Annotated in this window: 19 protein-coding genes; 17 read left to right on the forward strand and 2 right to left on the reverse strand. The window is 38.2% G+C overall.

Annotation, left to right across the window (positions count from 1 at the left end; all coding sequences use genetic code 11):
- Positions 1-137 precede the first annotated feature (137 nt).
- From NST91_RS13585 to NST91_RS13615, 7 genes are all read left to right on the forward strand, one after another.
- Positions 138-1,589, forward strand: a complete 1,452-nt coding sequence (locus NST91_RS13585; RefSeq protein ID WP_341331563.1) for an aldehyde dehydrogenase family protein — start codon at positions 138-140, stop codon at positions 1,587-1,589.
- A gap of 30 nt (positions 1,590-1,619) precedes the next feature.
- Positions 1,620-2,501 carry an NAD(P)-dependent oxidoreductase gene (locus NST91_RS13590; RefSeq protein ID WP_341331564.1) on the forward strand — a complete coding sequence of 294 codons (882 nt, stop codon included), beginning with the start codon at positions 1,620-1,622 and terminating at the stop codon, positions 2,499-2,501.
- Positions 2,502-2,524: 23 nt separating this feature from the next.
- On the forward strand, positions 2,525-3,718 hold the full coding sequence (locus tag NST91_RS13595) for a M20 family metallopeptidase (protein WP_341331565.1): 1,194 nt from the start codon (positions 2,525-2,527) through the stop codon (positions 3,716-3,718).
- A 43-nt stretch (positions 3,719-3,761) separates the two neighbouring features.
- A complete protein-coding gene (locus tag NST91_RS13600; protein WP_341331566.1) occupies positions 3,762-4,580 on the forward strand; it encodes a DUF3100 domain-containing protein in 819 nt (272 codons plus the stop codon).
- A gap of 6 nt (positions 4,581-4,586) precedes the next feature.
- Positions 4,587-5,042 (forward strand): hypothetical protein, encoded by a 456-nt coding sequence (locus NST91_RS13605; protein ID WP_341331567.1) that lies wholly within the window; start codon positions 4,587-4,589, stop codon positions 5,040-5,042.
- 342 nt (positions 5,043-5,384) lie between these two features.
- Positions 5,385-6,716 (forward strand): phosphodiester glycosidase family protein, encoded by a 1,332-nt coding sequence (locus tag NST91_RS13610; protein WP_341331568.1) that lies wholly within the window; start codon positions 5,385-5,387, stop codon positions 6,714-6,716.
- Positions 6,685-8,778 carry a metallophosphoesterase gene (locus NST91_RS13615; RefSeq protein ID WP_341331569.1) on the forward strand — a complete coding sequence of 698 codons (2,094 nt, stop codon included), beginning with the start codon at positions 6,685-6,687 and terminating at the stop codon, positions 8,776-8,778. Before NST91_RS13610 ends, NST91_RS13615 begins: the two co-directional genes overlap by 32 nt.
- A 74-nt stretch (positions 8,779-8,852) precedes the next feature.
- Here NST91_RS13615 and NST91_RS13620 read toward each other — a convergent pair whose 3' ends face one another.
- Positions 8,853-9,419, reverse strand: a complete 567-nt coding sequence (locus tag NST91_RS13620; RefSeq protein WP_341331570.1) for a TetR/AcrR family transcriptional regulator — start codon at positions 9,417-9,419, stop codon at positions 8,853-8,855.
- Positions 9,420-9,623: 204 nt separating this feature from the next.
- Between NST91_RS13620 and NST91_RS13625 the strand changes: the two genes are divergently transcribed.
- The 9 genes from NST91_RS13625 to NST91_RS13665 all read left to right on the forward strand — a co-directional run bounded on the left by NST91_RS13625 (position 9,624) and on the right by NST91_RS13665 (position 19,071).
- Positions 9,624-11,624 (forward strand): efflux RND transporter permease subunit, encoded by a 2,001-nt coding sequence (locus NST91_RS13625; RefSeq protein WP_341331571.1) that lies wholly within the window; start codon positions 9,624-9,626, stop codon positions 11,622-11,624.
- A 2-nt stretch (positions 11,625-11,626) separates the two neighbouring features.
- On the forward strand, positions 11,627-13,417 hold the full coding sequence (locus tag NST91_RS13630; RefSeq protein ID WP_341331572.1) for a methyl-accepting chemotaxis protein: 1,791 nt from the start codon (positions 11,627-11,629) through the stop codon (positions 13,415-13,417).
- A 553-nt stretch (positions 13,418-13,970) separates the two neighbouring features.
- The gene (locus tag NST91_RS13635) at positions 13,971-14,348 is read left to right on the forward strand and encodes an SET domain-containing protein-lysine N-methyltransferase (protein ID WP_121446096.1); all 378 of its coding nucleotides are present in this window, start codon (positions 13,971-13,973) and stop codon (positions 14,346-14,348) included.
- A gap of 205 nt (positions 14,349-14,553) precedes the next feature.
- Complete coding sequence (locus NST91_RS13640; RefSeq protein WP_341331573.1) at positions 14,554-14,814, forward strand: DUF1292 domain-containing protein; 261 nt, start codon at positions 14,554-14,556, stop codon at positions 14,812-14,814.
- A 3-nt stretch (positions 14,815-14,817) separates the two neighbouring features.
- Positions 14,818-15,195, forward strand: coding sequence for a hypothetical protein (locus NST91_RS13645; protein WP_341331574.1), 378 nt, complete (start codon positions 14,818-14,820; stop codon positions 15,193-15,195).
- A gap of 9 nt (positions 15,196-15,204) precedes the next feature.
- Entirely contained in the window at positions 15,205-16,473 is a 1,269-nt protein-coding gene (locus NST91_RS13650) for an erythromycin esterase family protein (RefSeq protein WP_341331575.1), read from the forward strand.
- A gap of 290 nt (positions 16,474-16,763) precedes the next feature.
- Positions 16,764-17,417, forward strand: a complete 654-nt coding sequence (locus NST91_RS13655) for a 2OG-Fe(II) oxygenase (protein ID WP_341331576.1) — start codon at positions 16,764-16,766, stop codon at positions 17,415-17,417.
- Positions 17,418-17,494: 77 nt separating this feature from the next.
- Complete coding sequence (locus NST91_RS13660) at positions 17,495-18,283, forward strand: alpha/beta hydrolase (RefSeq protein ID WP_341331577.1); 789 nt, start codon at positions 17,495-17,497, stop codon at positions 18,281-18,283.
- On the forward strand, positions 18,274-19,071 hold the full coding sequence (locus tag NST91_RS13665) for an alpha/beta hydrolase (protein WP_341331578.1): 798 nt from the start codon (positions 18,274-18,276) through the stop codon (positions 19,069-19,071). The genes NST91_RS13660 and NST91_RS13665 overlap by 10 nt, the downstream gene beginning before the upstream one ends.
- 43 nt (positions 19,072-19,114) lie before the next feature.
- Here NST91_RS13665 and NST91_RS13670 read toward each other — a convergent pair whose 3' ends face one another.
- On the reverse strand, positions 19,115-20,605 hold the full coding sequence (locus tag NST91_RS13670; RefSeq protein ID WP_341331579.1) for an extracellular solute-binding protein: 1,491 nt from the start codon (positions 20,603-20,605) through the stop codon (positions 19,115-19,117).
- A gap of 283 nt (positions 20,606-20,888) precedes the next feature.
- On the opposite strand from NST91_RS13670, the gene NST91_RS13675 reads away from it, so the two are divergent.
- Positions 20,889-21,992 carry a glycoside hydrolase family 88/105 protein gene (locus NST91_RS13675; RefSeq protein WP_341331580.1) on the forward strand — a complete coding sequence of 368 codons (1,104 nt, stop codon included), beginning with the start codon at positions 20,889-20,891 and terminating at the stop codon, positions 21,990-21,992.
- Positions 21,993-22,042 lie beyond the last annotated feature (50 nt).

Consider the following 22,042-nt stretch of genomic DNA (forward strand, 5'->3'; position numbering starts at 1 on the left):
ACCTGTCCACTTGTCCTTTTTACGTCTCTAATTGTGGCAACTCACAAAAATGAATTCTAAATTTTGTGGGTTGCCACATTTGTCTTTATAATTTAGAATATTATAATTAGTAACAACAAAGAGGAGAGGTGATTCCGATGGTTCAAACGTATTTTAACTACATAGATGGTGAATGGGTGTCTGCCCAATCAGGTGATGTATATGCTAGTATCAACCCAGCAAACACAGAAGAAGTATTAGGTTATTTTCAGAAATCTGATGAACGCGATGTTGAGGTAGCGATTCAAGTAGCGGAAAAGGCATTTAAGACTTGGTCACACGTTGCAGTACCTGAACGTGGGGATGTATTGTTTAAATTAATCTATTTGCTTGAAGAGCAAAAAGAAGAACTAGCAACTATTATTACAAAAGAAGTCGGTAAAACCTATAAAAACTCGCTAGCGGAAGTAACTATTACGATTGATGCGATGAAGCAATTCAGTGGTGAAGCAACCCGTTTAAAAGGGGAAACAGTGCCTTCAAAGAATGCTGAAATTTTTGGATACACCGTGAGAGAACCTCTTGGCGTTGTTGGAGTAATTGCGCCTTATAATTTCCCTCTTGGGATTGGAATTTGGAAGATCGCCCCTGCGATTGTTGCTGGAAACACGGTTATTTTTAAGCCAGCTAGCAACACATCACTTATTAGCGTAAAAATTATCGAACTCTTTGAAAAGGCCGGTGTACCTAAAGGAGTTATTAACATGGTAACAGGTCCAGGTGGTGTTATCGGACGTGCGATCGGTAATCATCAGAAAATCAAAGCTGTTTCTTTTACCGGTTCAACCGACGTAGGATTAGCATTAGGAAGAGCAGTCACAACTCGTGGCGGAAAAATGCAGGCGGAAATGGGCGGAAAAAATGCCTCCATTATCCTTGAAGATGCCAATTTAGATGAAACGATTCAAAATGTAGTCATCAGTGGATTTTTTGATAATGGACAACGCTGTACTGGGACAAGCCGATTAATTGTTCCAAGAAGTATTTCAAAAGACGTTATTAGTAGATTAGTAGAAGCAGCCAATGCCTTACATATTACCGATGGCTTTGACGAAAAGGTAGACAATGGTCCAGTGATTGATGAAAGTCAATTAAATCTTTACTTAAAACATGTCGATTTAGCAATTGAAGAAGGTGCAACACTTGAATGTGGTGGTAAGAGATTAATAGACCAAGGACGAGACAATGGCTATTTTGTCGCACCAACAGTCTTTAGTGGCGTTACACCAGAAATGACTATTTTTAGTAAAGAAATCTTTGCACCTGTTATCGCAGTAATCGAAGTAGATTCTTATGAGGAAGCATTAGAAGTTGCAAACGACAGTGATTTTGGCTTATCATCAACGATTTATACAAAGGACCTAGAAAAAGCCATGCATTTTGTGAAACATATTCAAACGGGAGTTACACATGTCAACATTCCATCGAATTATTTTGAAAACCAGTACCCATTTGGTGGTAAAAAAGCATCCAGCTTAGGTCCGAGAGAACAAGGTTCAACTGCCCTCGAATTCTGGACAGAGTACAAAACAGTATATATCAAAGCGTAAATTACTAGTTTACAAGACTGGAGGATTATGATGACAGCGGTTGGTATAATTGGATGCGGGTTAATGGGAAGTGGCATTGCGAAGAACTTACTCAAAAAACAATTCAAAGTCCACGTATTTGATATTAATGAAGCTGCGGTGAAGAGTTTAGTTGACCATGGGGCGATTGCTTCTGCAACTCCTACTGATATGGCAAGTGAGATTGACTTTTTAATCATGTCACTTACTTCACCTGATATTATTAAAGATACACTGTTACACGAACAAAACGGTGTTCTATTTAAAATGAAAAAAGGTTCTTACATTTTGGATATGAGTACAAATGATGTACAGCTTACGAGGAAAATTCATAACACAGCTGAGGAAAACGGGATCCAGTTTTATGATTGTCCACTAAGCGGTGGCCCTGAAGGAGCTGCAAACGGGACGTTGACCATTATGGTTGGTGGAAGTAAGGACCATTTTCCTACCATTCTCCCAATTTTAAAAGCTGTCGGCAAACATATTGAATATGTAGGGAAGAGTGGAGCAGGGCAAACCGTAAAGCTTTGTCACAATATGGTCGTAGCAGGTGTGATTACCTTATTAAGTGAAGCCTTTATAACTGGAGAAAGAGCTGGGGTTACAAAGGAGAAACTTGCGGGTATTCTACAAAAAGGATCTGGTCAAACCCGAGCAATGGATGTATTCGGGGTGAATATATTAGATGAATCATTTAACAATGTAAAGTTCTCTCTTGCCAATATGACAAAGGATATCCACTTGTACCGTCAATTGGCTGAAAACTCACAAATTTCAACTTTTGTCAGTGACATCACACATCAACTCTTTCACTTAGGTAAGAACAAAGGGAAGGGTCAACAAGATTCATCAGCGGTATATACCGTCTTAAAAGAAATGATGGAACAATAAAAACCACTAGGAGGGCATTTATAATGGAAAAGTTATTTGAGAAATTAGACGAAATTTATGATGAAATTGTCTCTATACGCCGTTATCTACACGAATACCCAGAGTTATCTTTTGAGGAAGTTAAAACAGCAGAATACATTGCAACTTATCATGAAAAATTAGGTCACGATATTCGCACAGGTGTTGGAGGCAATGGAGTAGTAGCTTATCTAAAAGGAGATCGTCCTGGACCAACTATTGCCTTACGTGCAGACTTCGATGCCCTCCCGATCTTAGAGCAAACGGATGTACCGTTCAAGTCAAAAAATGATGGTGTGATGCATGCATGTGGACATGATGGTCATACTGCAACTTTACTTGGTTTAGCGAAAGTGTTAAATAGTATGAAAGCAGAACTTGAGGGTACGGTAGTATTCATCCATCAGCATGCAGAGGAATTACCACCGGGTGGTGCCATTTCTATGATCGAAGATGGTTGCCTAGATGGTGTCGATGTAATCTTCGGCACACATTTACAAGCTCAAATGCCAGTTGGAGAAATCGGTTATCGAGTTGGTGCAATCCAAGCAGCTCCTGACCGTTTCGATATTAAAATTCAAGGGCGAGGCGGACATGGTGCCTACCCACATCAAACAATCGATAGTATTGTCGTTGGAGGTCAACTCATAAATAATTTACAACAAATTGTTAGCCGTAAAGTAGATCCATTGGATTCTGCCGTTCTATCTGTAACCTCATTCGAGGCAAAAAATCCTTACAATGTCATCGCTGACTATGCTGAAATGATTGGTACCGTGCGTACTTTCAAAGAAGAGACGCGTGATTTTATCGAAAAAGAAATGGAACGAGTGGTTCGTGGAACATGTGATGTGAATGGTGCAGATTTCGAATTCACCTATACACGCGGCTATCCGACCCTCATCAACCATAAGGAAGAAACCGAATTTGTTGCAAAATTGGCGGAAGACGTTCCAGGAGTAAACAAGGTTGCTGAAACAGAACCTGTTATGGGCGGTGAAGATTACGCTTATTATTTACAACATGTAAAAGGTACCTTCTTCTTTACAGGTGCAGAGAATCCAGAGTGGAAAGACTCTTACCCTCACCATCATCCAAAATTTGATATCGATGAGCGTGCACTTTTAATCGCAGCAAAGGTATTAGGGAAAGCAACATTAGAATATATGAAAGTACATGCAAAAGCGGCTGTAAAATAAATACCATATAAACAGCATCACTATTAAAAAAGGGGGAAGAGCAATGAGTGAAAATGCAACGAATCTTTGGAAGGATTGGAAATTACATCTTTTAGTATTTGCCATTGTTTTGGTGACTGAATTGATAGGCACACATCGTATTCCAATTGGAGCAGGGGTCATTTTATTACTACCGATGTTGTATGCAGTTATCGTTGGAATTGCAGTCTATTTTACGCCACTTGTCACAGAAAAAATGTCTAAAAATGCGGAAAATCTCGTATTTATTTCCGTAACATTATTGATTGCAAAATTTGGTGTACAAGCAGGTCCAGCTTTACCTCAATTAATTGAAGCAGGTCCAGCCTTAATGCTTCAAGAACTAGGAAACCTAGGTACTATTTTTATTGCATTACCAGTAGCTGTATTCTTAGGATTAAAAAGAGAAGCAATTGGTATGACCCACTCCATCGGAAGAGAACCAAACTTAGCCCTTATTACGGATAAATATGGTCTTTCTTCTCCTGAGGGTCGTGGTGTAATGGCGATCTATATTTTCGGTACAGTGTTTGGATCGATTTTCTTAGGTCTTATTTCAGGTTTTTTGGCAACAGCAACACCACTCCATCCATACTCTTTTGCAATGGCAACAGGGGTAGGAAGTGGTAGTATGGCTGCAGCATCACTTGGGCCACTCGTCGCAGCATATCCAGATATGGCAGATACAATTACTGCATTCTCAGGGGCAAGTAACCTATTAACTTCTGTAACAGGATTGTACGCTAGTATTTTCATTGGCTTACCATTAACAGTGAAGTTATATAATGTTCTTACTAGAGTAAGAGATAAAAAAGCTGCGAATTCGAATTCAAAGGGGGCGTAACAACCAATGTTAAAAAGTATTCAAGAATGGGTCTTATTATTTATTATTTGTTCTATATCAGTTCTTGCAGGAAACTGGATTGGTTATGATGTTATGCCACTTGCAGCCATTCCAGGAATACTTGTTCTTGCTGGAGTGAGTTTGGCCGGATTAATTATTCATAAAGCAATTCCATATAAAAAGGTTCCAAGTATTGCCTACATTGGGATTCTAGCATTCATTATTACAATCCCAGGCATGCCATTCCAAGAAAAACTCGTAGAATGGACAGCACAAGTGAATCTATTAGCGATTGCAACACCAATCTTAGCCTATGCTGGTATTTCCATCGGACGCTCATGGGCAGATTTCAAAAAATTAGGCTGGAGAACAATCGTTATCGGTATGTTCGTTCTACTCGGAACCTATCTCGGATCCGCTATCGTAGCCGAAATCATCCTACGAATCCAGGGAATCATCTAATGGGACACAGGGACAGGTCCCCTGTCCCAGAACCATTTTGAAAGAAGGTCTGTATTTATACAGGCCTTTTTTCCTGTTTTTTAAACAATGAAGTTTGTCATGGCTAAAACTACTCCTGTAAAATTCAAATCCAAAGACCCGTATTCTAATGAATTCCTCTACTATTCTGACATTATCGTAAACAAATCTCCTACTTTTTTACTGTAAAAACTTTACAGTCTATTAATCACCCCTTTATATTCAGTAGTTATTCTGGAAGGAGATTCTTGGTATAATGAAAATATACTTCAAGAATATTCTATATATTATAAAATTATATTTTAGTAGAGGGGAGAACTATGTATGAATGTAAAGTGGTGGAGAAATGTTTTGTTTGCCTCAGCCATAACAGTACCATTAGCACCTACTGTTCATGCAGACAATGAACCATCAGATGTAGCTCAAGCACGATCAACTTCTTCTGACAGAACAGAACCTGTCATTTTTGTTGGTCCAGCTGGCAAGACGCTTGTTTCGAAGGAAAGTACAACACCGATTGGTCCTGGTATTAAGCTTGCTAGTTTTGAAAGGTTTGATGCACGAGGCTGGCTAAATGGAGAAGTAATGACCATTAACCTTGGTAATGATAGCATTTCAACCGATATACTTAATCCTGGAAGTGTTTCATCTGCGAAACCATTATCAGAAATGGCGAAGGAAGCAGGTGCAATCGCTGGGGTCAATGGAGATTTCTTCGATATTAATAATACGAATGCTCCTCTAGGCACTGTAGTTAGTAAAGGGGAAATGGTAAAAGGTCCCCAAGGTAGTCACACACTTACTGCAAGTGTTGATAAAAATGGTTTAGGTCATATTTCTAACATTCTATTAGATGGAAAAGTTAAGCTACCTAGCGGAGAAATCACACTAGACGCACTCAATCAATACGCAATTTCAAAAGATGGTATAGGATTATACACTTCTGTCTGGGGAAGCGCTGGAAGGTCTCAGGATGGAAGCCCTGTGTATGAAGTAATAGTCGTAGATGGAAAAGTTACAACTGTAGAAGAAGGTGCAGGGAATGGCGCCATTCCTGAAAATGCTTTTGTCCTTGTTGGACGTGAAAAAGGTGCAGAGGCCTTAAAAGCTTTATCTGTTGGAGATGAAGTAAGTGTAGAATATGCTCCAAAGACTGACATCGATGTTTCATTTGCAGTTGGAGGTAATATCAAACTTGTCGAAAGTGGAGCGGTAATTTCGAATTTAGATGATACGACTTCCGCACCACGAACTGCTGTTGGTTTTTCCGAGGATCGAAAAACGATGATTTTAGCAGCAGTGGATGGACGTCAAACAGATAGTCGTGGTATGACATTTAAAGAATTAGCAGAACTGATGAAGGAATATGGTGCACATTATGCTTTAAACCTTGATGGTGGAGGTTCCACAACAATGGTTGCACAAAATCCTGGTACGAAAGATGTGAAGGTTGTGAATCAGCCATCGGATGGCACTGAAAGATCAGTACCGAATGGGATTGGAATTTTTGCAAAGGGTGGAAGTGGTGAATTAAAGAGCTTTGCAGTTAATACCGCATTTAAATCTGATATGAGTAACCGGGTATTCCCTGGATTAACTAGAACGTTTATTGGTTTAGGACACGATGAAAAATTACTCTCCCGTTCCAGTTGGTGAAGTGAAATGGCAGGCTCTTCCCGCAGACGTTGGTAAATTTGCGGAAAATGGCGTTTTCCATGCTAAAAAGTCAGGTAATGCCATTGCTCAAGCACAAGTAAAATCTTCAAAGGGTTCGATGGAGATCACCGTCCTTGGTAAATTGGATCGAATTGAAGCATCACAAGCACGCCTGAGTTTGGAATTAGGACAACAAGTAAGTTTTTCTGTTAATGGTTATGATAAAGACGGATACAGCGCACCAATTGAAGCTAGTGATGTAAGTTTAGACTATGATGAGTCAGTAATTTCGATCATGGAAAATGTGGATGGTAGCTTTACCGTGGTTCCTAAAGCGGACGGTGCGTCGGCGCTCATCACAGTAAAAGTAAAAGACGAGGTTACGTTTCTGCCAGTTACAATTGGCCTAGCTACAAAGAAAGTCGATGATTTTGAAGAGATAAGTGGATGGTCCTTTACAAAATATCCAAATGAAGTTGGAGCATCTATGAAACATATTGCTGGTAGGGATGGTAAAGGAATCGAGTTAGCATATGATTTTTCGACAACAACCGCAACTCGTGCTGCTTATTTGCAAGCATCTCCCACGATTGAATTACCAGGTGATGTTCAGAAAATTGGTCTATGGGTAAAAGGAGATGGAAACGGAGCTTGGCTTCGCACTGTCATTGAAGATGCAGCAGGCACAAGATACACATTATCACTTGCTGATGCAGTAGATTGGACAGGCTGGAAGTACGTTGAGACGACGGTCCCTGAAGGCGTACGATACCCTGTTAAGCTTTGGAGAATCTATCCAGTTGAAACGAACAAAAATGATCAATACACAGGTCAATTGGTATTTGATGATGTAACTGTTAAAGTCCCCACATCTATAGAGGTTCCAGAAGTAACGAAAGATCCGGACCCGCTCATCATTCAAAATGGCGAAATTGAAAAAGGACGTTGGACATTTGCAGTACTAGCTGACAGCCAGTTTGTTGCAAAGGATCCGAATAGTTCTCAAGTACAAATGGCAAGAGAATCTCTAAGACAAATTGTTGCAGCAAAACCAGACTTCCTTGTAATTAATGGTGATTTGGTTGATACAGCATGGAAAGAAGATTTTGCATTTGCTGAGCAAATTTTACAAGAAGAAGTTGGAGATAAACTCCCAATCTATTATCTACCAGGAAACCATGAAATTATGGGGCCAGGTACACTGGATAATTTCTTAGAAGTGTATGAAAATAACCGTTATACGTTTGATCACAAAGGGACAAGATTTATTTTGCTTGATTCATCGACAGGAAGTTTCCGTACGAGTGATTTCCAACAGCTACTCGATTTAAAAAAGACATTAACGGAAGCTGCAAAGGATTCAAAGGTTAAAAACGTAGTTGTCATGGCGCATCATCCAACGCGTGATCCACTACCTACGAAAAACAGCCAGCTTAGTGATCGAAAAGAGTCCAATCTTCTTGAACAATTCTTAACGGAGTTTCGTCAAACTTCAGGAGGTAAGGGGGCACTGTTTGTCGGTGGTCATGCTCATACTGTAAGTGTTGATCGTGTCGAAGGTGTTCCGTATATGGTTGTCGGTCCTTCAGGAAAAGCACCATATGGCTCCAGTGATGCAGGTGGTTTTTACGAGTGGACGATGTTCGGAGTCGACCCAACGCCTGTACCGGACAAGGCTATGGGGCCAGGACAATCTAATGGACAAAGTTCTGTATCTGGTACTGACTGGATTCAAGCTGAAGTGAATCCACTTTTATTAGATATTACTCTTCAAGCACCGTCTGCAATAAAAGTAGGAGAAACAGTACAAGTTGAGGCAACTGGGCATCAAAAAGATAACCTAAACTTCCCACTTCATTATCCAGCAACTGTTCAATGGGAAGCGAGTGAGAACGTCTTTGTCGGTAGTGGGGAAGAACTAACCCGGGCTGAAACTTCAGGAAAATACGCTGCACTCTTCGACTACACAACAGGGGAACTAAAAACTCTAAAAGCAGGAGAAATAACACTAAAAGTCGAAGTAAATCAAATGACCAAAGAGCAAACCATCACAATCGAATAATGGGACAGCGGGACAGGTTGACTGTCCCGCTTCTTATGCTTGGGACAAGTGACCCACCCCCACGGTTCATCCGCTTATTTCAATGCTGCTACGCCCTTGTTTATGATGTTATTGACTAATTCGCCCAATTCTTTTGGTGATTTGTCCATTCCATTTTTTAACCATCTTTTGATCACATAAATACTTCCACTGATAATAAAGGTACTAAAATATTCGGAATCATTTTTATCTAGATGGCTACTGGCCCAGTTCTTCATGAGGTATCGATGGACAATATCCATGACCTTTTGCTGAAACGTGGTATCCACATTTTCATTCAATAATGTTTGGCAAATATCTTTCTTAGTCACAATATACTCCAGCAATTTTTCTGTCATTTGTAGAGTTTCGTCTTCTTTATCAAAATCATATTGATTGAGATACGTAATCATATCCTCAATAATCTCTTCTTCTATTTTTTCAAGTAGGTCATATTGGTCAGAGTAATGAGCATAAAACGTAGAACGATTGATATCTGCTTCCTTACAAATTTCCTTTACTGTAATTGTCGAAATTGATTTCTCTTTTAATAGCTTCATAATGCTATCCTTTAATACCATTCGTGTGTATTGTTTACGTCTATCTAATTTAGTTGATGTCATTTTAATCCCTCTTTTATTAGTTATCCAACATATTAGGTTATTATGTTGTGAAACGTACTCAAATTAATAAACTGTTTGTTGAATAGGCAACACCGTGTCGATATAATATTATAGTGGAATTGCCGGTTATGCAAGAGAGGGTGAAACATTATAGATATTGCAACACGAATTATTAAACATAAAAAATCAGTTGTCATCGTATTTATGCTCCTCACACTTTTAGCAACCATTGTTCAGTTTGGGGTTGTCGTTAACTATAATATGGTTGACTATTTGCCGGAGGATGCTCCTTCTGTGAAAGCCATGGAAATTATGGAAGACGAATTTGAAGGGGCTGTGCCGAATACGAGGGTCATGATACATGACGTCACGATACAGGAAGCACTAGGTTACAAAGAGAAACTTTCTGAAATTGATGGTGTGTCGGATGTCACGTGGTTAGATGATGCCATTGATATTAAAACGCCTATCGAAATGGCGGATGAAAAGACTGTTGAGTCTTACTACAAGGAAAATAACGCACTGTTTTCTTTAAGTATTGAAAAGGGAGACGAAGTTGCGGTAACGGATGCCATCTACGAGGTAATTGGAGAAGAAAATGCAATGGCAGGTGAAGCTCTAGATACAGCCACTTCACAAAAGATGGCTGGTCAAGAATCATTATATGCTGCTCTATTGTTAGTACCAATTATTATCATTATCCTAGTATTATCGACGAACTCATGGGTGGAGCCGGTATTTTTCCTTACTGCAATTGGGGTTTCTGTTCTCATTAACCTTGGAACCAATATTTTTCTAGGGGAAGTTTCGTTCGTAACCCAATCGGTTGCACCTATATTACAACTAGCGGTGTCACTTGATTATGCGATCTTTTTACTTCATAGTTTTTCAGACTATCGAAAGACAGTTTCCGATCCAAAAGAAGCAATGCAGCTTGCGATGAAAAAATCGTTTCCAGCCATTACAGCAAGTGCGTCAACCACCTTTTTTGGGTTTATGGCATTATCATTAATGAATTTCCAAATTGGTTCAGACCTTGGAATCAACCTTGTAAAAGGGATTTTACTAAGCTTTATCAGTGTTATGGTGTTTTTACCAGCTCTGACTTTGTTATTTTTTAAGTGGATCGATAAAACACAGCACAAACCACTGATCCCAAGTTTTACTAAAATTGGAAGCATGGTTGTGAAATTGCGAATTCCAAGTTTACTATTAGTTGCATTGTTAATTGTACCTGCGTTTATGGCCCAAAGTGAGACGAATTTCATCTATGGTCTTGGAGATCAACCTGAGTCAACGAGAGCTGGTAGCGATAAAATGATAATCCAGGAAGAATTTGGAGCCTATACTCCTATGGTTCTACTTGTACCAAAAGGGGATTTGGCCAAAGAAGAAGCGTTCATTCAAGATATTGAGAAGATTGATCAGGTATCGAGTGTTCTAGCGTACGTTAACACTGTAAGTAGCGCGATTCCTCCAGAGTATTTGGACAAATCGATCACTGAGCAATTTTATTCAGACAACTACAGTCGCATTATTATTAATACAACAACTAAAAATGAAGGCGACCAAGCATTTTCTTTAATCGAACATATTAAACAAACTGCAGAAGAGTATTATGGAGACGAGGCACATTCACTTGGGGAAAGTGTGACATTGTATGATATCAAAAATACGATTCAAAAGGATAACGCATTAGTGAATCTCTTAACGGTTCTTACGATTGCCCTTGTCCTTATTGTGACATTTAAGTCAATCTCGTATCCTATCGTGCTATTGCTCACGATTCAGACTGCTGTTTGGATTAATCTCTCCGTCCCATATTTTACAGATTCGTCATTAGTGTATGTTGGTTATTTGATAATCAGTACGGTACAGCTTGCCGCGACGGTCGATTATGCAATTCTCTTGACCGAAGACTACACAACGAATCGAAAGCAAATGTCTGCACTTCAAGCGATTAAGAAAACACTTGATGAGAAGATTTTCTCTATCGGGATTTCGGCAGCTATTTTATCAAGTGTAGGTTTTATTTTAGCGTTTACCTCATCAAACCCTATCGTATCATCAATTGGACTGTTGTTAGGAAGAGGAGCCTTGCTTGCATTTATCATGGTCGTATTTTTCTTACCAGCACTTGTGTTGGTTTTTGATAAGGTTATTGAAAAAACTACATGGAAAGCAAATCATTATAAGGAGAAATGAGGATGAAGAGAATACACAAAGTACTATTAATCTTACTTTCTATCACTCTCGTATTGCCGTCATTTCTTGTCACTGCTGCATCGGCCGACGGAATAATCTCAACGAAAGATGAGGTCGTATATGCAACGCTGAGTGCCACTGGAAAGCAGCAAGATATATATGTGGTTAATACTTTGGATATCGAAAAAGCAGGGAAGATCGTCGATTATGGATCTTATTCAACATTAAAAAACTTAACAGACTTCTCAGAAATTATCCATAAAGATGATAAAGTAGAAATTATTGCTCCAGAAGGGAAATTCTATTATCAAGGTTCAGTTAATGAAAAAGCATTACCTTGGAATATTGATGTTTCCTATATACTAGACGGTAAAGAAATGGCACCAAAAGAACTAATTGGTGAAGACGGAAAAATTGAAATACAGATAAAAACGTCTTCAAATGAAGAAGTGAATCCGGTCTTCTTTAAAAATTATTTATTGCAAATTTCATTAACACTTGATCCAGCTCTTTACACGAACATTGAAGCTGAAGAAGGAATGCTTGCAAATGCAGGTAAAAACAAACAAGTTACTTTTACTGTCATGCCTGAAAAAGAGGAAGAATTCGAACTCCAAGCAGATGTTGTCGACTTTGAGTTTGAAGGAATCAACATTACAGCCGTTCCATCATCGATGTCGATTGATGCACCTGAAATCGATGAAATGACAGAAGACATGTCATCTTTAACGAACGCAATCAAGCAGCTTCATGATGGAGTAGGAGCGTTAAAGAATGGCGTTTCCGAGCTAAATAGTGGTGTGCAGGAACTTCAAAACGGTTCTGGTCAATACAATAAAGGTATGACTGATATTAACAAAGCTTCCTCTGGTCTTGTTAATGGCTCGAATGAAATTGGGAAAGCTCTTGAACAGATAAGCAAGTCCTTAAATTCTGGATCTGAAGATGTGAATCTTGGCGACCTTGATAAATTAACCGCTGGACTTCAGCAAATGGCAGCGAGTTTACAAGGGACAGTATCAGAAATAGCTAAGCTTAAAGAAGGATATTCAACAGCTTACTCTTCATTAGACAAAGCAATAGCAACTATCCCAAAAGCAACAATTACACAAGAACAAATTCAAGAACTACAAAACAGCGGAGCAAATCAGGAAGTTGTCAATCAACTTCTGAACACATATACGGCAGCACAAACTGTTAAAGGTACCTTTACTCAGGTCCAAGCTGGGTTTACGGAAGTAAATAATGCTTTAGCGGGATTAATGACTGGACTCACGGAAGTGGCAACAAATCTCAATCATATGGCAACCGAGGTTTCAGCATCATTAAAAGCATCGGGTTCAACTGAATCTCTTTCTCAGCTACAAAATGGCCTTGCTGCATTATCCGCCAATTATCAAACATTTCATTCAGGATTGGTGAAATACACAGGTGGAGTTGGTCAGTTATCGAAATCCTATCAAAAAATGCATCAGGGAATTGTGAAATTATCAGGTGGTACAGGTGACCTTGACAACGGAGTAGCTGAACTACACAATGGTACTCGTAAATTATATGAGTCAACGAGTGATTTACCAGAACAAATGAAGGAAGAAGTGGACCAGATGATATCCGAATATGATAAATCAGATTTCGAAGCGTTCTCTTTTGTATCAGACCAAAATAAAAATGTTAATCTTGTCCAATTCGTCATAAAAACGGAAAGCATTAAGAAAGAAGAACCAAAAGCAAAAGAAGTCGAAGAAAAAGAAGTCAAAGGCTTCTGGGCGAAGTTGATTGATTTGTTTAAATAGAATCTTTTCTAAGAGATTGTTGTATTTTGATAAAAAAGCGCAAAACTAGTTGATCGGAGCGTAAGGTGGCGACTCCTCGAAATTGTATTCACATTTTCTTCGTGCGTGGGTTATTTCAAAGAAGCAAATTTCAATGTCCAGCGGGAAAAGCGTGAGACTTGAGACCCCGCAGGTGCGGTAGCGACGGTCCAGTTGTAGCGGCTAGAAACTCGAGAAATTTCAACTCCTCCTTAAGAGGCAAATTACGCCTCTTTGTCGGAGTCTCCGACGCACAGGATGTGCTAGTGCAGACGTCGCCACAGGACGTGGCGCTTTAGTCGGCCAATTTTCTCGTTTTTGTGAAAGCCGCCTCCACATTTCGTTGAGGAGGCTCAAGCCACGCCCGCGGAAAGCGTCCACCTGAAGCGGCAGTCAACGATATAAAAACAACAAAATTTGCGAAAACATTAATAAATAAGAAGTGATACGGGGTGTCAGTAAACTGGCACCTTTTTGTTTTCGCTCATTCATGTTAAAGTTAGTAGGAAGTCAAAAATGAGGTAGGGCAAACAAGATGATTGAAATAAAAAAATCTTTACTAAGTGATGGGGAATTCAATAGAGGGGTATTTGCTACTATGGATATTAAAAAAGGACAACTAATCCATGAAGCACCCGTGATTTCTTATCCGAATGAACAGCACGAGCATATTGAAAAAACATTACTTGCTGATTACGCGTTTGAATATGGAATTAATCATACGGCGATCCTTCTCGGATATGGCATGCTATTTAACCATTCCTATGAACCTAATGCCATTTATGATATAAACTTCGATAATCACACATTTGATTTCTATGCGTACAAAGACATAAAAGCAGGCGAAGAAATCCTAATCAACTACAACGGCGAAGTCGACGACAACACAAAACTTTGGTTCAATGAAGAATAATGGGACACAGGGACAGGTCCCTCGTCCCAGACATTAATTTCCAATTTAGTGGTTGTAGAGGACAAAACAAAAGTTAAATCAATATCACTTTAGAAGCAGTGTATTTCAATTTAGAAAATACACTGCTTTTTGCATTTCAAAAGTCCTTTAGTAATTTTGTTGGTTTAGGAAAAAATATGAATGCAAATTACAGGAGGTGTACAACATGAGCGAAGTCTATCGAGATAAGATTGTTGTAATGGATGAGAATGGAGACGAAAAGGAATTTTCGATTGAGGCTTTATTTGACATGAAGGATAAAACATTTGCATTGTTACGCTCTGAACAGGACCAAAACCATACCTTTGTGATGCAGGTAGAGAATACGGAAGATGGTCAGTTCTTGACAGGAATCAAAAATCCCTCTGAACGTGACATGGTTCTAGATGCCTACGAGATAGCTGTCGATGCTAATCCAGCGGAGTAAGCGATGGAAGAAAAAATTATTGAAGTGATCGACACACAAATGAGGAAACAAATTGAGGAAGAAATGAAAGGTTTAACATTCACAAAAAACTTTCGATCTCCTTCGGCAGAGGAATGGTATGTTTTTTTACCAAGCTATAAGGACCCGACGACTGGCGGTGCAGCTGGTAAGGTTATTATCCACTATAACCTATATGATACAAAGGAAATATTCATAAATACCACAATAATATTTGACGACCCTGCCCTGCATAAGGAATCACTTCATCAGCTCGTTTATGTCATTTCGGATGAACTGGTAAATCGTTTAGTTGGTTATGCTGATACACTTCTCTCTGTTCATTCGGGTGAGAATTCGTATCAAGCAGAATACAAAAACTGAGGGGTTATGATGGTAAATAAAATAATTCAATCGATCCAACAACACTCAATTCCGTTAACTAATTTTAAAGATGACCTTGACCCACTAATTTCTGCAATCACAAATCAAAAATATATATTGTTAGGTGAGTCCTCACATGGTACGGCTGAATTTTATCAAACACGTGCGGAAATCACTAAAAGATTAATCCTTGAAAAAGATTTTACTTTTATAGCAGTGGAAGGCGATTGGCCAGCTTGCCAACAGGTGAATAGCTATATTAAAGGTTACTCAAATGAACATAAAAACGCCCGAGATGTTCTAGCTTCGTTTAAACGATGGCCAACCTGGATGTGGGCAAATGAAGAAATAATTGATCTAATTGAATGGTTAAAAGAATTTAACCAAGAAAAACGGAATGAAAAAAAGGTCGGTTTTTATGGAATTGATATTTATAGTTTATGGGAATCAATGGATGAGATACTAAAGTACTTAGAAAAAAGAAACTCTCCTGATCTTGAGGTCGCGAGAAAAGCCTTCGCATGTTTTGAACCTTTTAATCGAGAATCGGAAAAGTATGCATTGTCCTCTTCTTTTTATAACGAAGGATGTCATGAAGAGGTCACAAAGCTCCTGATGGAAATAATAGCGAATAAACATGCTTATCAAGATTCACAGGAAAACAGTTTAAATGTAGAAGTAAACGCACTTATTACGGCTAATGCTGAAAATTATTATACGACGATGATTACGAACGATAATGAATCGTGGAATATCAGAGATCGCCACATGGTTGAGGTGATCCAAAAAATTGATTCGTTTTATCATCATCATTCGAAAGGGATCATTTGGGAACACAATACACATGTCGGTGATGCAAGAGCAACTGATATGGCAAAGGAAGACTTGGTAAATGTAGGACAACTAATAAGGGAAGGAATGGGTTCTGAAAATGTGTTTATCGTTGGTTTCGGTACACATCATGGAACGGTTATCGCAGCGAGCGAATGGGGTGTGGATTTTGAAAAAATGAATACCCCTCCCGCAGTTGGTGGCAGCTGGGAAGATCTCCTGTATAAGGCGGGAGAATTCGATAAGCTACTTGTTTTTACTGAGAAAAATAGAAATATATTTAAAAAAGAACTTGGGCACCGTGCAATTGGTGTTGTCTACAATCCGCAATATGAGCATTATGGTAATTATGTCCCATCAGTAATATCTGAGCGGTATGATGCGTTTGTCTTTATAAATAACACAAAAGCATTAACACCATTAGAAGTAACAGGTATTTTAATTTAAACCAATACTACGATTAGCCGATGTCCCCTTAATCAGGGGGTATCGGCTATTTATTTTAAACTTCCCTTTAAAATATGACTAGAAAACTTATTTGTTATTTTTTACAAAAAAATAGTAGAAAAATACATTTTCAGAGTGTAAAATAAAAAAGCAAAAATTAGTTCGTTAAACTAATTTCAACATTTACATCCATTCTTAAAACAGGAGGGAACCAAGAACAATCATTATTTCTGTTTACTATCAATCTATTTATTTTAAAAAATCTAAATTTCAGTAGAGGTTGATGAAAGATGACAATGGATGCTACAGACTTACCAACAAAGGAGCCAACCATTTTTAATCATATTGGCAATAAAATCATAACAGAAGACCGAGTGATTAAGATAATTGCTAGGTTGGAAGAGCCCTTAATCGTGATTTTAGGTAATGTATTAAGTGATGAAGAATGTGATGAGTTAATTAGCTTGTCAAAGGATAAAATACATCGTTCAAAAATTAGTAATGCACGCGTAGATAATATGAGAACGAGTAGTAGTACGTTCTTAGAAGAAAGTGAAAATATACTAGTTAGTAGAATTGAAAAAAGAATCTCTCAGATTATGAATATACCAACTGAGCATGGAGAAGGTCTTCAAATCCTTAATTATCAAATTGGGCAGGAATATAAAGCTCATTTTGACTTTTTTACATCTACTAACAAGGTGATCAACAACCCCAGAATCAGTACAATGGTGATGTATTTAAGTGATGTGGAGCATGGTGGGGAAACGTATTTTCCTAAACTTAATTTTTCAGTATCTCCTCAAAAGGGGATGGCTGTGTACTTTGAATACTTTTATAATGACCAGGACTTAAATGAGCAAACCTTACATGGTGGGGCACCGGTTATTGTTGGTGACAAGTGGGCTGCAACACAATGGATGAGAAGAAAAAGAATTAAATAGTGATACAATAGTAAACAAAAAGCACGGGCGATACTTCAAGTAGGAGATCGCTCTTTCTTTTTAAGGGGAGAGATGAAATGGCTTTATTAAATGTAAAATATCATTCAGAAATACTAGGCATGCCTGTCGAAATGACCGTATTATTGCCCCAGACAGTTACTGAAAATAGTCAATCCTTTCCAACTCTCTATCTATTACATGAGATGGGGGATGGTCACACCTCATGGCTACGAAAAACAAGCTTTGAAAGATATGTAGATGATCTTTCACTTGCTGTTGTCATGCCAGCGGGCCATACAAGCTACTACACAGATATGTACCATGGAAAACCGTATTTTACCTTTATCACCGAGGAATTGCCAGCGCTTTGCGAAAATATGTTTCCGCTTTCTCAAACTAGAGACGAACGTTTTATTGCCGGAAATGGGATTGGGGGCTATGGAGCATTAAAAGCAGGATTATCTGCTTTAGATACTTTTAGTGTCGCAGCTGCTTTTTCAAGTCCAATAAACGTAGTAGGGATTGCGAACCGCTTAGAAAAGCATAAGGCAATAGATATATTTGGCCAAGTTGACGAACTAAGTAACAGTATTGAAAATTTATACAAAGCAGCAGAGTCTTTACAAAATTTAAATAAACCACTATCGGATATTTATTTATCGTGTAATGAAGAACATCATTTATTGGAAGAAAACGAATCCTTCAATACATATCTAAAAAATCTCGGAGTGAAGACAACATTTGAAAAAACAGTTGGTGAACATACTGATTGGAAACAATGGGATCATGCGGTAGAAAAATTTATTTCATGGTTAACCGCAAAGAACCCAGTCTTACGAAGAGGGGGGAAATGGTTGTGGCACTAATTGAAACCTGTGTATATTCTGAAGTGCTTGGGATGGAAGTTACATTAAATGTCATTCTTCCACAGGAAAGGCAACCGTTTCAGAAAGAAGAAAAACTTAAAGTACTATGGCTCTTACACGGTGGGTCTGGTGATGCATTTGCTTGGCTTCGGATGAGTAATATTGAAAAATATGCAATGAAATTTGGAATTGCTGTCATTATGCCAGGAGGAATGAATTCATGCTTTACAGACATGGAACATGGTGGGCAATTTTTTACCTATATGACAGAAGAACTTCCAGGTCTTATCCGTCATTTGTTTCCTCGCTTGTCTAAGGAACGCGAAGATCACTACATATCAGGCTTTTCGAATGGTGGGTATGGCTGTTTACGGATTGGTTTAGCACGACCAGACCTTTATGCTGCTATCGGCGCTTTCTCAGCTGGAAATAAGGCTGATGTTCCATTTAGTAATGATGGTTCTAAGAAAGCAAAAGGACGAATCGAGGTTTTTGGTGACGCTGATATAAAAAATACAGACAATGATCTTGAATATCTTGCGATTGAAGCGGCGAAATCAAATCAGGTTCTTCCTAAAATCTATCATGCATGTGGTAGTGAAGATCCTTGGTTAGATTTAAACGATAAGGTACGCGACTTTTTTCATGAACTGAGCCATTCTTATGACTACTCCTACCATGTAGCTGACGGTTATGGTCATACCTGGGAATTCTGGGATATGGAAATTCAACGCTTTCTAGAAACACTTTCTCTTAAACAAGACGACACGAGATTTATTGGAATATAACTAAAAAGAAGGCCTGCATTTGTTATGCAGGCCTTGTGAGTTATTATTTCTTTTTATATGCAGCCGTAAATTCTTCCATGATTTTGTCTCCGCCTTGCTTCACCCATTCATTGACTGCAGCTTCAAAACCAGCTTTATCAAGCTGCCCAATGATATATTGATAGGTAGCGTCATCAATGATTTTTTGCAACGCTAAGCTTTTTTCATTGAATGTAGGGGAGTGCAGGCCGACTGTTGGGTCAGGAATTAAATATTGTTCATTGTCAATGAATAGTTCTTCAGCTTTTCCCATTGGCTCGTAATCATATTTTGCTTTTAAACGACCATTTGTTTCCTCTTCAGCTATTTTTAGTGTTTGTAATGGACGAACTTCTTTATCATATATCTGCTGGTCTTTAATGACTACTTCGCCATTTTCAACAGTGTAATGTTCGCCTTCAATACCCCAATAAACTAAATTAGATCCTTCGGGAGTCATAAGGAAATCATAGAAACTTAGTATCTTTTTTAACTCTTCTTCTGTTTTAACAGAGGATTTCGGGAATAATATACCATTTCCATATCCAGGTAGGGACCAAACTGTAAATTTTCCATCTGGACCAGCAACCTGATTGTGTACATCGAACTCAGCATTAGGGTTAATTGCCACCGCATCTAAATAAAGCGATTCAACATCACCCATTGATCCAACATATACGCCTGCTTTACCGCTTTTAAGTAAGCCTTGTTGATCCGCCTTACTTGTAACTGGGAAATCCTTGTTTATGTAACCTTTTTCATGTAAGTCTCTAAAGAAATCAAGTGTTTTCATATATTCAGGGAACATAAATTCTGGTTTGATTTCTCCGTTATCTACACCAAAGTTGGTAGGAGTATGGAACCAAGAAGCAACCGTTTTGAATGCTCCAAAAATTAATTCATTTCGATCTGTTAACCCAATTGTATCGTCTTTTCCGTTCCCATCAGGGTCTTCTTCCGTAAAGGCACGCAGCATTTCATAGAATTCATCGATATTTTTTGGAGCCGATAATCCAAGCTTTTCAGCCCAATCCTTCCTATATATCATGCCTTGTCGAGAGAGAGGTTTTCCTTCATAAACCATATAAAGCTTTCCATCAACTTTTGTATTTTCAAGAATATCTTTTTTCATTTTACTCAAGTTTTCAAATTCATCTAAGTATGGCCCAATTTCCCAAAATTGACCATCTTGAATCGCTTCATGATATTGAGTAAGCATGTCTAAGTCTAAAACAACGGAGTCAGGGAATGAACCAGATCCAAATAAGGCATTTACTTTTTCCTTATAATTATTATAAGGCACAAATTGAAAATCAAGTTTCATGTCTGTTTTTTCTTCGAGGATGTTAATAATCTTTTTGTTAGGGACTTCAGGTGAGTGGAGTTTAACCATAGCTGATAGTGTAAATTCTTCGTTAGAATCTTTTGAAGCGCTTTCACCAGCACAAGCAGTTAGTGAACCAATTCCTAATGTAGCGGCACAAAGAAGAGAAAAAACTTTTCCGGGCTTTTTCATTACATCAACCTCCTACGTTTGAGTGATATTTGATATATCATGTTTTTTATCATAATGGATGATGGACGATTAGTAAATAGCTTTTTGAGAATTTTTTAACTTTTTAAAATTATCGGTGGAATGCTCTTAGCCACATTCCTTTGGTATCAAGGATTGGACAACATTTTACGTACTTAAAATCCTAGTTTCACCGTGTTGACAACGATTACATATTCGATTTAAATAATAAGAAATATGATATATCTTCTAGAAGAAGATTACATAAAATTGGAGGGAAATCGGAATGACATATTCATTAGTTGAAAAGCTAAAACAGGATTATATGAAGCAGGAAGGCAAATGGTTTACGCATCGTTGGCATTACATTGAATCATGCATTTTAAAAGCTTATCTAGATAGCTATGAGCTAACAGGTAATGAGCGTGAGTATCAATTTGCAAAGGATTTTATTGACAGACTTTATAATGATGAGGGAGAAATTGAACAGATTGATACCCAATACTACAATATTGATCAAATTCGTATGGCAAACGTTTTATTTACCCTCTTTAATAGAGAAGGAGATTTAAAGTATAAAAGGGTTTTAGATACATTGTATACACAGTTACAAACGTATCCTCGTACAAAAAGCGGGAACTTTTGGCATAAAACGAATTATGAAAATCAAATTTGGCTAGATGGGCTTTATATGGGGCAGCCATTTTATGTGAGATATATCAAGGAGTTTCATGAAGAGAAAGATTTCTCTGATACAATCAAACAATTCAAAAACGTCCGCAAGTATTTATTTGATGATCAAACGAATCTATACGTTCATGCCTATGATGAGAGTCGTAGTATGTTTTGGTGTAATAAAGAAACGGGCCACTCACCACATGTTTGGAGCAGGGCGGTTGGTTGGTATGTAATGGCATTAGTGGATGTACTAGAACTTATAGAAGGTGAAAATGTTGATTCTGACGAGTTAAGAATCCTTTTAAAAGAAACAATTGATGGAATGTTACCTTATCAACAGCCAAATGGGATGTGGTATCAAGTAGTGGAACATCCAGGTGAGGAAGGAAATTACTTAGAGACAAGTGGAACAACAATGATGGCCTATGCTCTTTTAAAAGCTGTACGCCTAGGATACTTATCAAAAGACTACGAAAAATACGGAGTAGCTGCATTTAATGGGACAGTAGAAACCTATATGCGCGAAGAGGATGGGGAAGTGTATTTAGGAGGTATTTGTAGAAGTGCTGGTTTAGGGAAACACCCCGAATTAGGCAGAATTCGTGATGGTAGCTATGACTATTATGTTCGTGGCGAGAAGGTAGTAGATAACAACGGACATGGTGTTGCACCTTTATTAATGGCTTATAATGAGATCAATCACTTAAAATAATCTGAAATTTTTTACTACTCGTTATTTACAAAAAATAAAACAAGTGCTAA

The sequence above is a fragment of the Ferdinandcohnia sp. FSL W7-1320 genome, from assembly GCF_038050315.1.
Taxonomy (GTDB): domain Bacteria; phylum Bacillota; class Bacilli; order Bacillales; family Bacillaceae_L; genus Ferdinandcohnia; species Ferdinandcohnia aciditolerans.

Bases quoted from the DNA above. Each gene is read 5' to 3' on its own strand.
- NST91_RS13595 (WP_341331565.1), top strand. From the start codon at position 2,525: ATGGAAAAGTTATTTGAGAAATTAGACGAAATTTATGATGAAATTGTC.
- NST91_RS13650 (WP_341331575.1), top strand. From the start codon at position 15,205: ATGGTAAATAAAATAATTCAATCGATCCAACAACACTCAATTCCGTTA.
- NST91_RS13645 (WP_341331574.1), top strand. From the start codon at position 14,818: ATGGAAGAAAAAATTATTGAAGTGATCGACACACAAATGAGGAAACAA.
- NST91_RS13615 (WP_341331569.1), top strand. From the start codon at position 6,685: ATGAAAAATTACTCTCCCGTTCCAGTTGGTGAAGTGAAATGGCAGGCT.
- NST91_RS13630 (WP_341331572.1), top strand. From the start codon at position 11,627: ATGAAGAGAATACACAAAGTACTATTAATCTTACTTTCTATCACTCTC.
- NST91_RS13620 (WP_341331570.1), bottom strand. From the start codon at position 9,419: ATGACATCAACTAAATTAGATAGACGTAAACAATACACACGAATGGTA.
- NST91_RS13600 (WP_341331566.1), top strand. From the start codon at position 3,762: ATGAGTGAAAATGCAACGAATCTTTGGAAGGATTGGAAATTACATCTT.
- NST91_RS13670 (WP_341331579.1), bottom strand. From the start codon at position 20,605: ATGAAAAAGCCCGGAAAAGTTTTTTCTCTTCTTTGTGCCGCTACATTA.
- NST91_RS13660 (WP_341331577.1), top strand. From the start codon at position 17,495: ATGGCTTTATTAAATGTAAAATATCATTCAGAAATACTAGGCATGCCT.
- NST91_RS13585 (WP_341331563.1), top strand. From the start codon at position 138: ATGGTTCAAACGTATTTTAACTACATAGATGGTGAATGGGTGTCTGCC.
- NST91_RS13625 (WP_341331571.1), top strand. From the start codon at position 9,624: ATGCTCCTCACACTTTTAGCAACCATTGTTCAGTTTGGGGTTGTCGTT.
- NST91_RS13640 (WP_341331573.1), top strand. From the start codon at position 14,554: ATGAGCGAAGTCTATCGAGATAAGATTGTTGTAATGGATGAGAATGGA.
- NST91_RS13610 (WP_341331568.1), top strand. From the start codon at position 5,385: ATGAATGTAAAGTGGTGGAGAAATGTTTTGTTTGCCTCAGCCATAACA.
- NST91_RS13605 (WP_341331567.1), top strand. From the start codon at position 4,587: ATGTTAAAAAGTATTCAAGAATGGGTCTTATTATTTATTATTTGTTCT.
- NST91_RS13590 (WP_341331564.1), top strand. From the start codon at position 1,620: ATGACAGCGGTTGGTATAATTGGATGCGGGTTAATGGGAAGTGGCATT.
- NST91_RS13675 (WP_341331580.1), top strand. From the start codon at position 20,889: ATGACATATTCATTAGTTGAAAAGCTAAAACAGGATTATATGAAGCAG.
- NST91_RS13635 (WP_121446096.1), top strand. From the start codon at position 13,971: ATGATTGAAATAAAAAAATCTTTACTAAGTGATGGGGAATTCAATAGA.
- NST91_RS13655 (WP_341331576.1), top strand. From the start codon at position 16,764: ATGACAATGGATGCTACAGACTTACCAACAAAGGAGCCAACCATTTTT.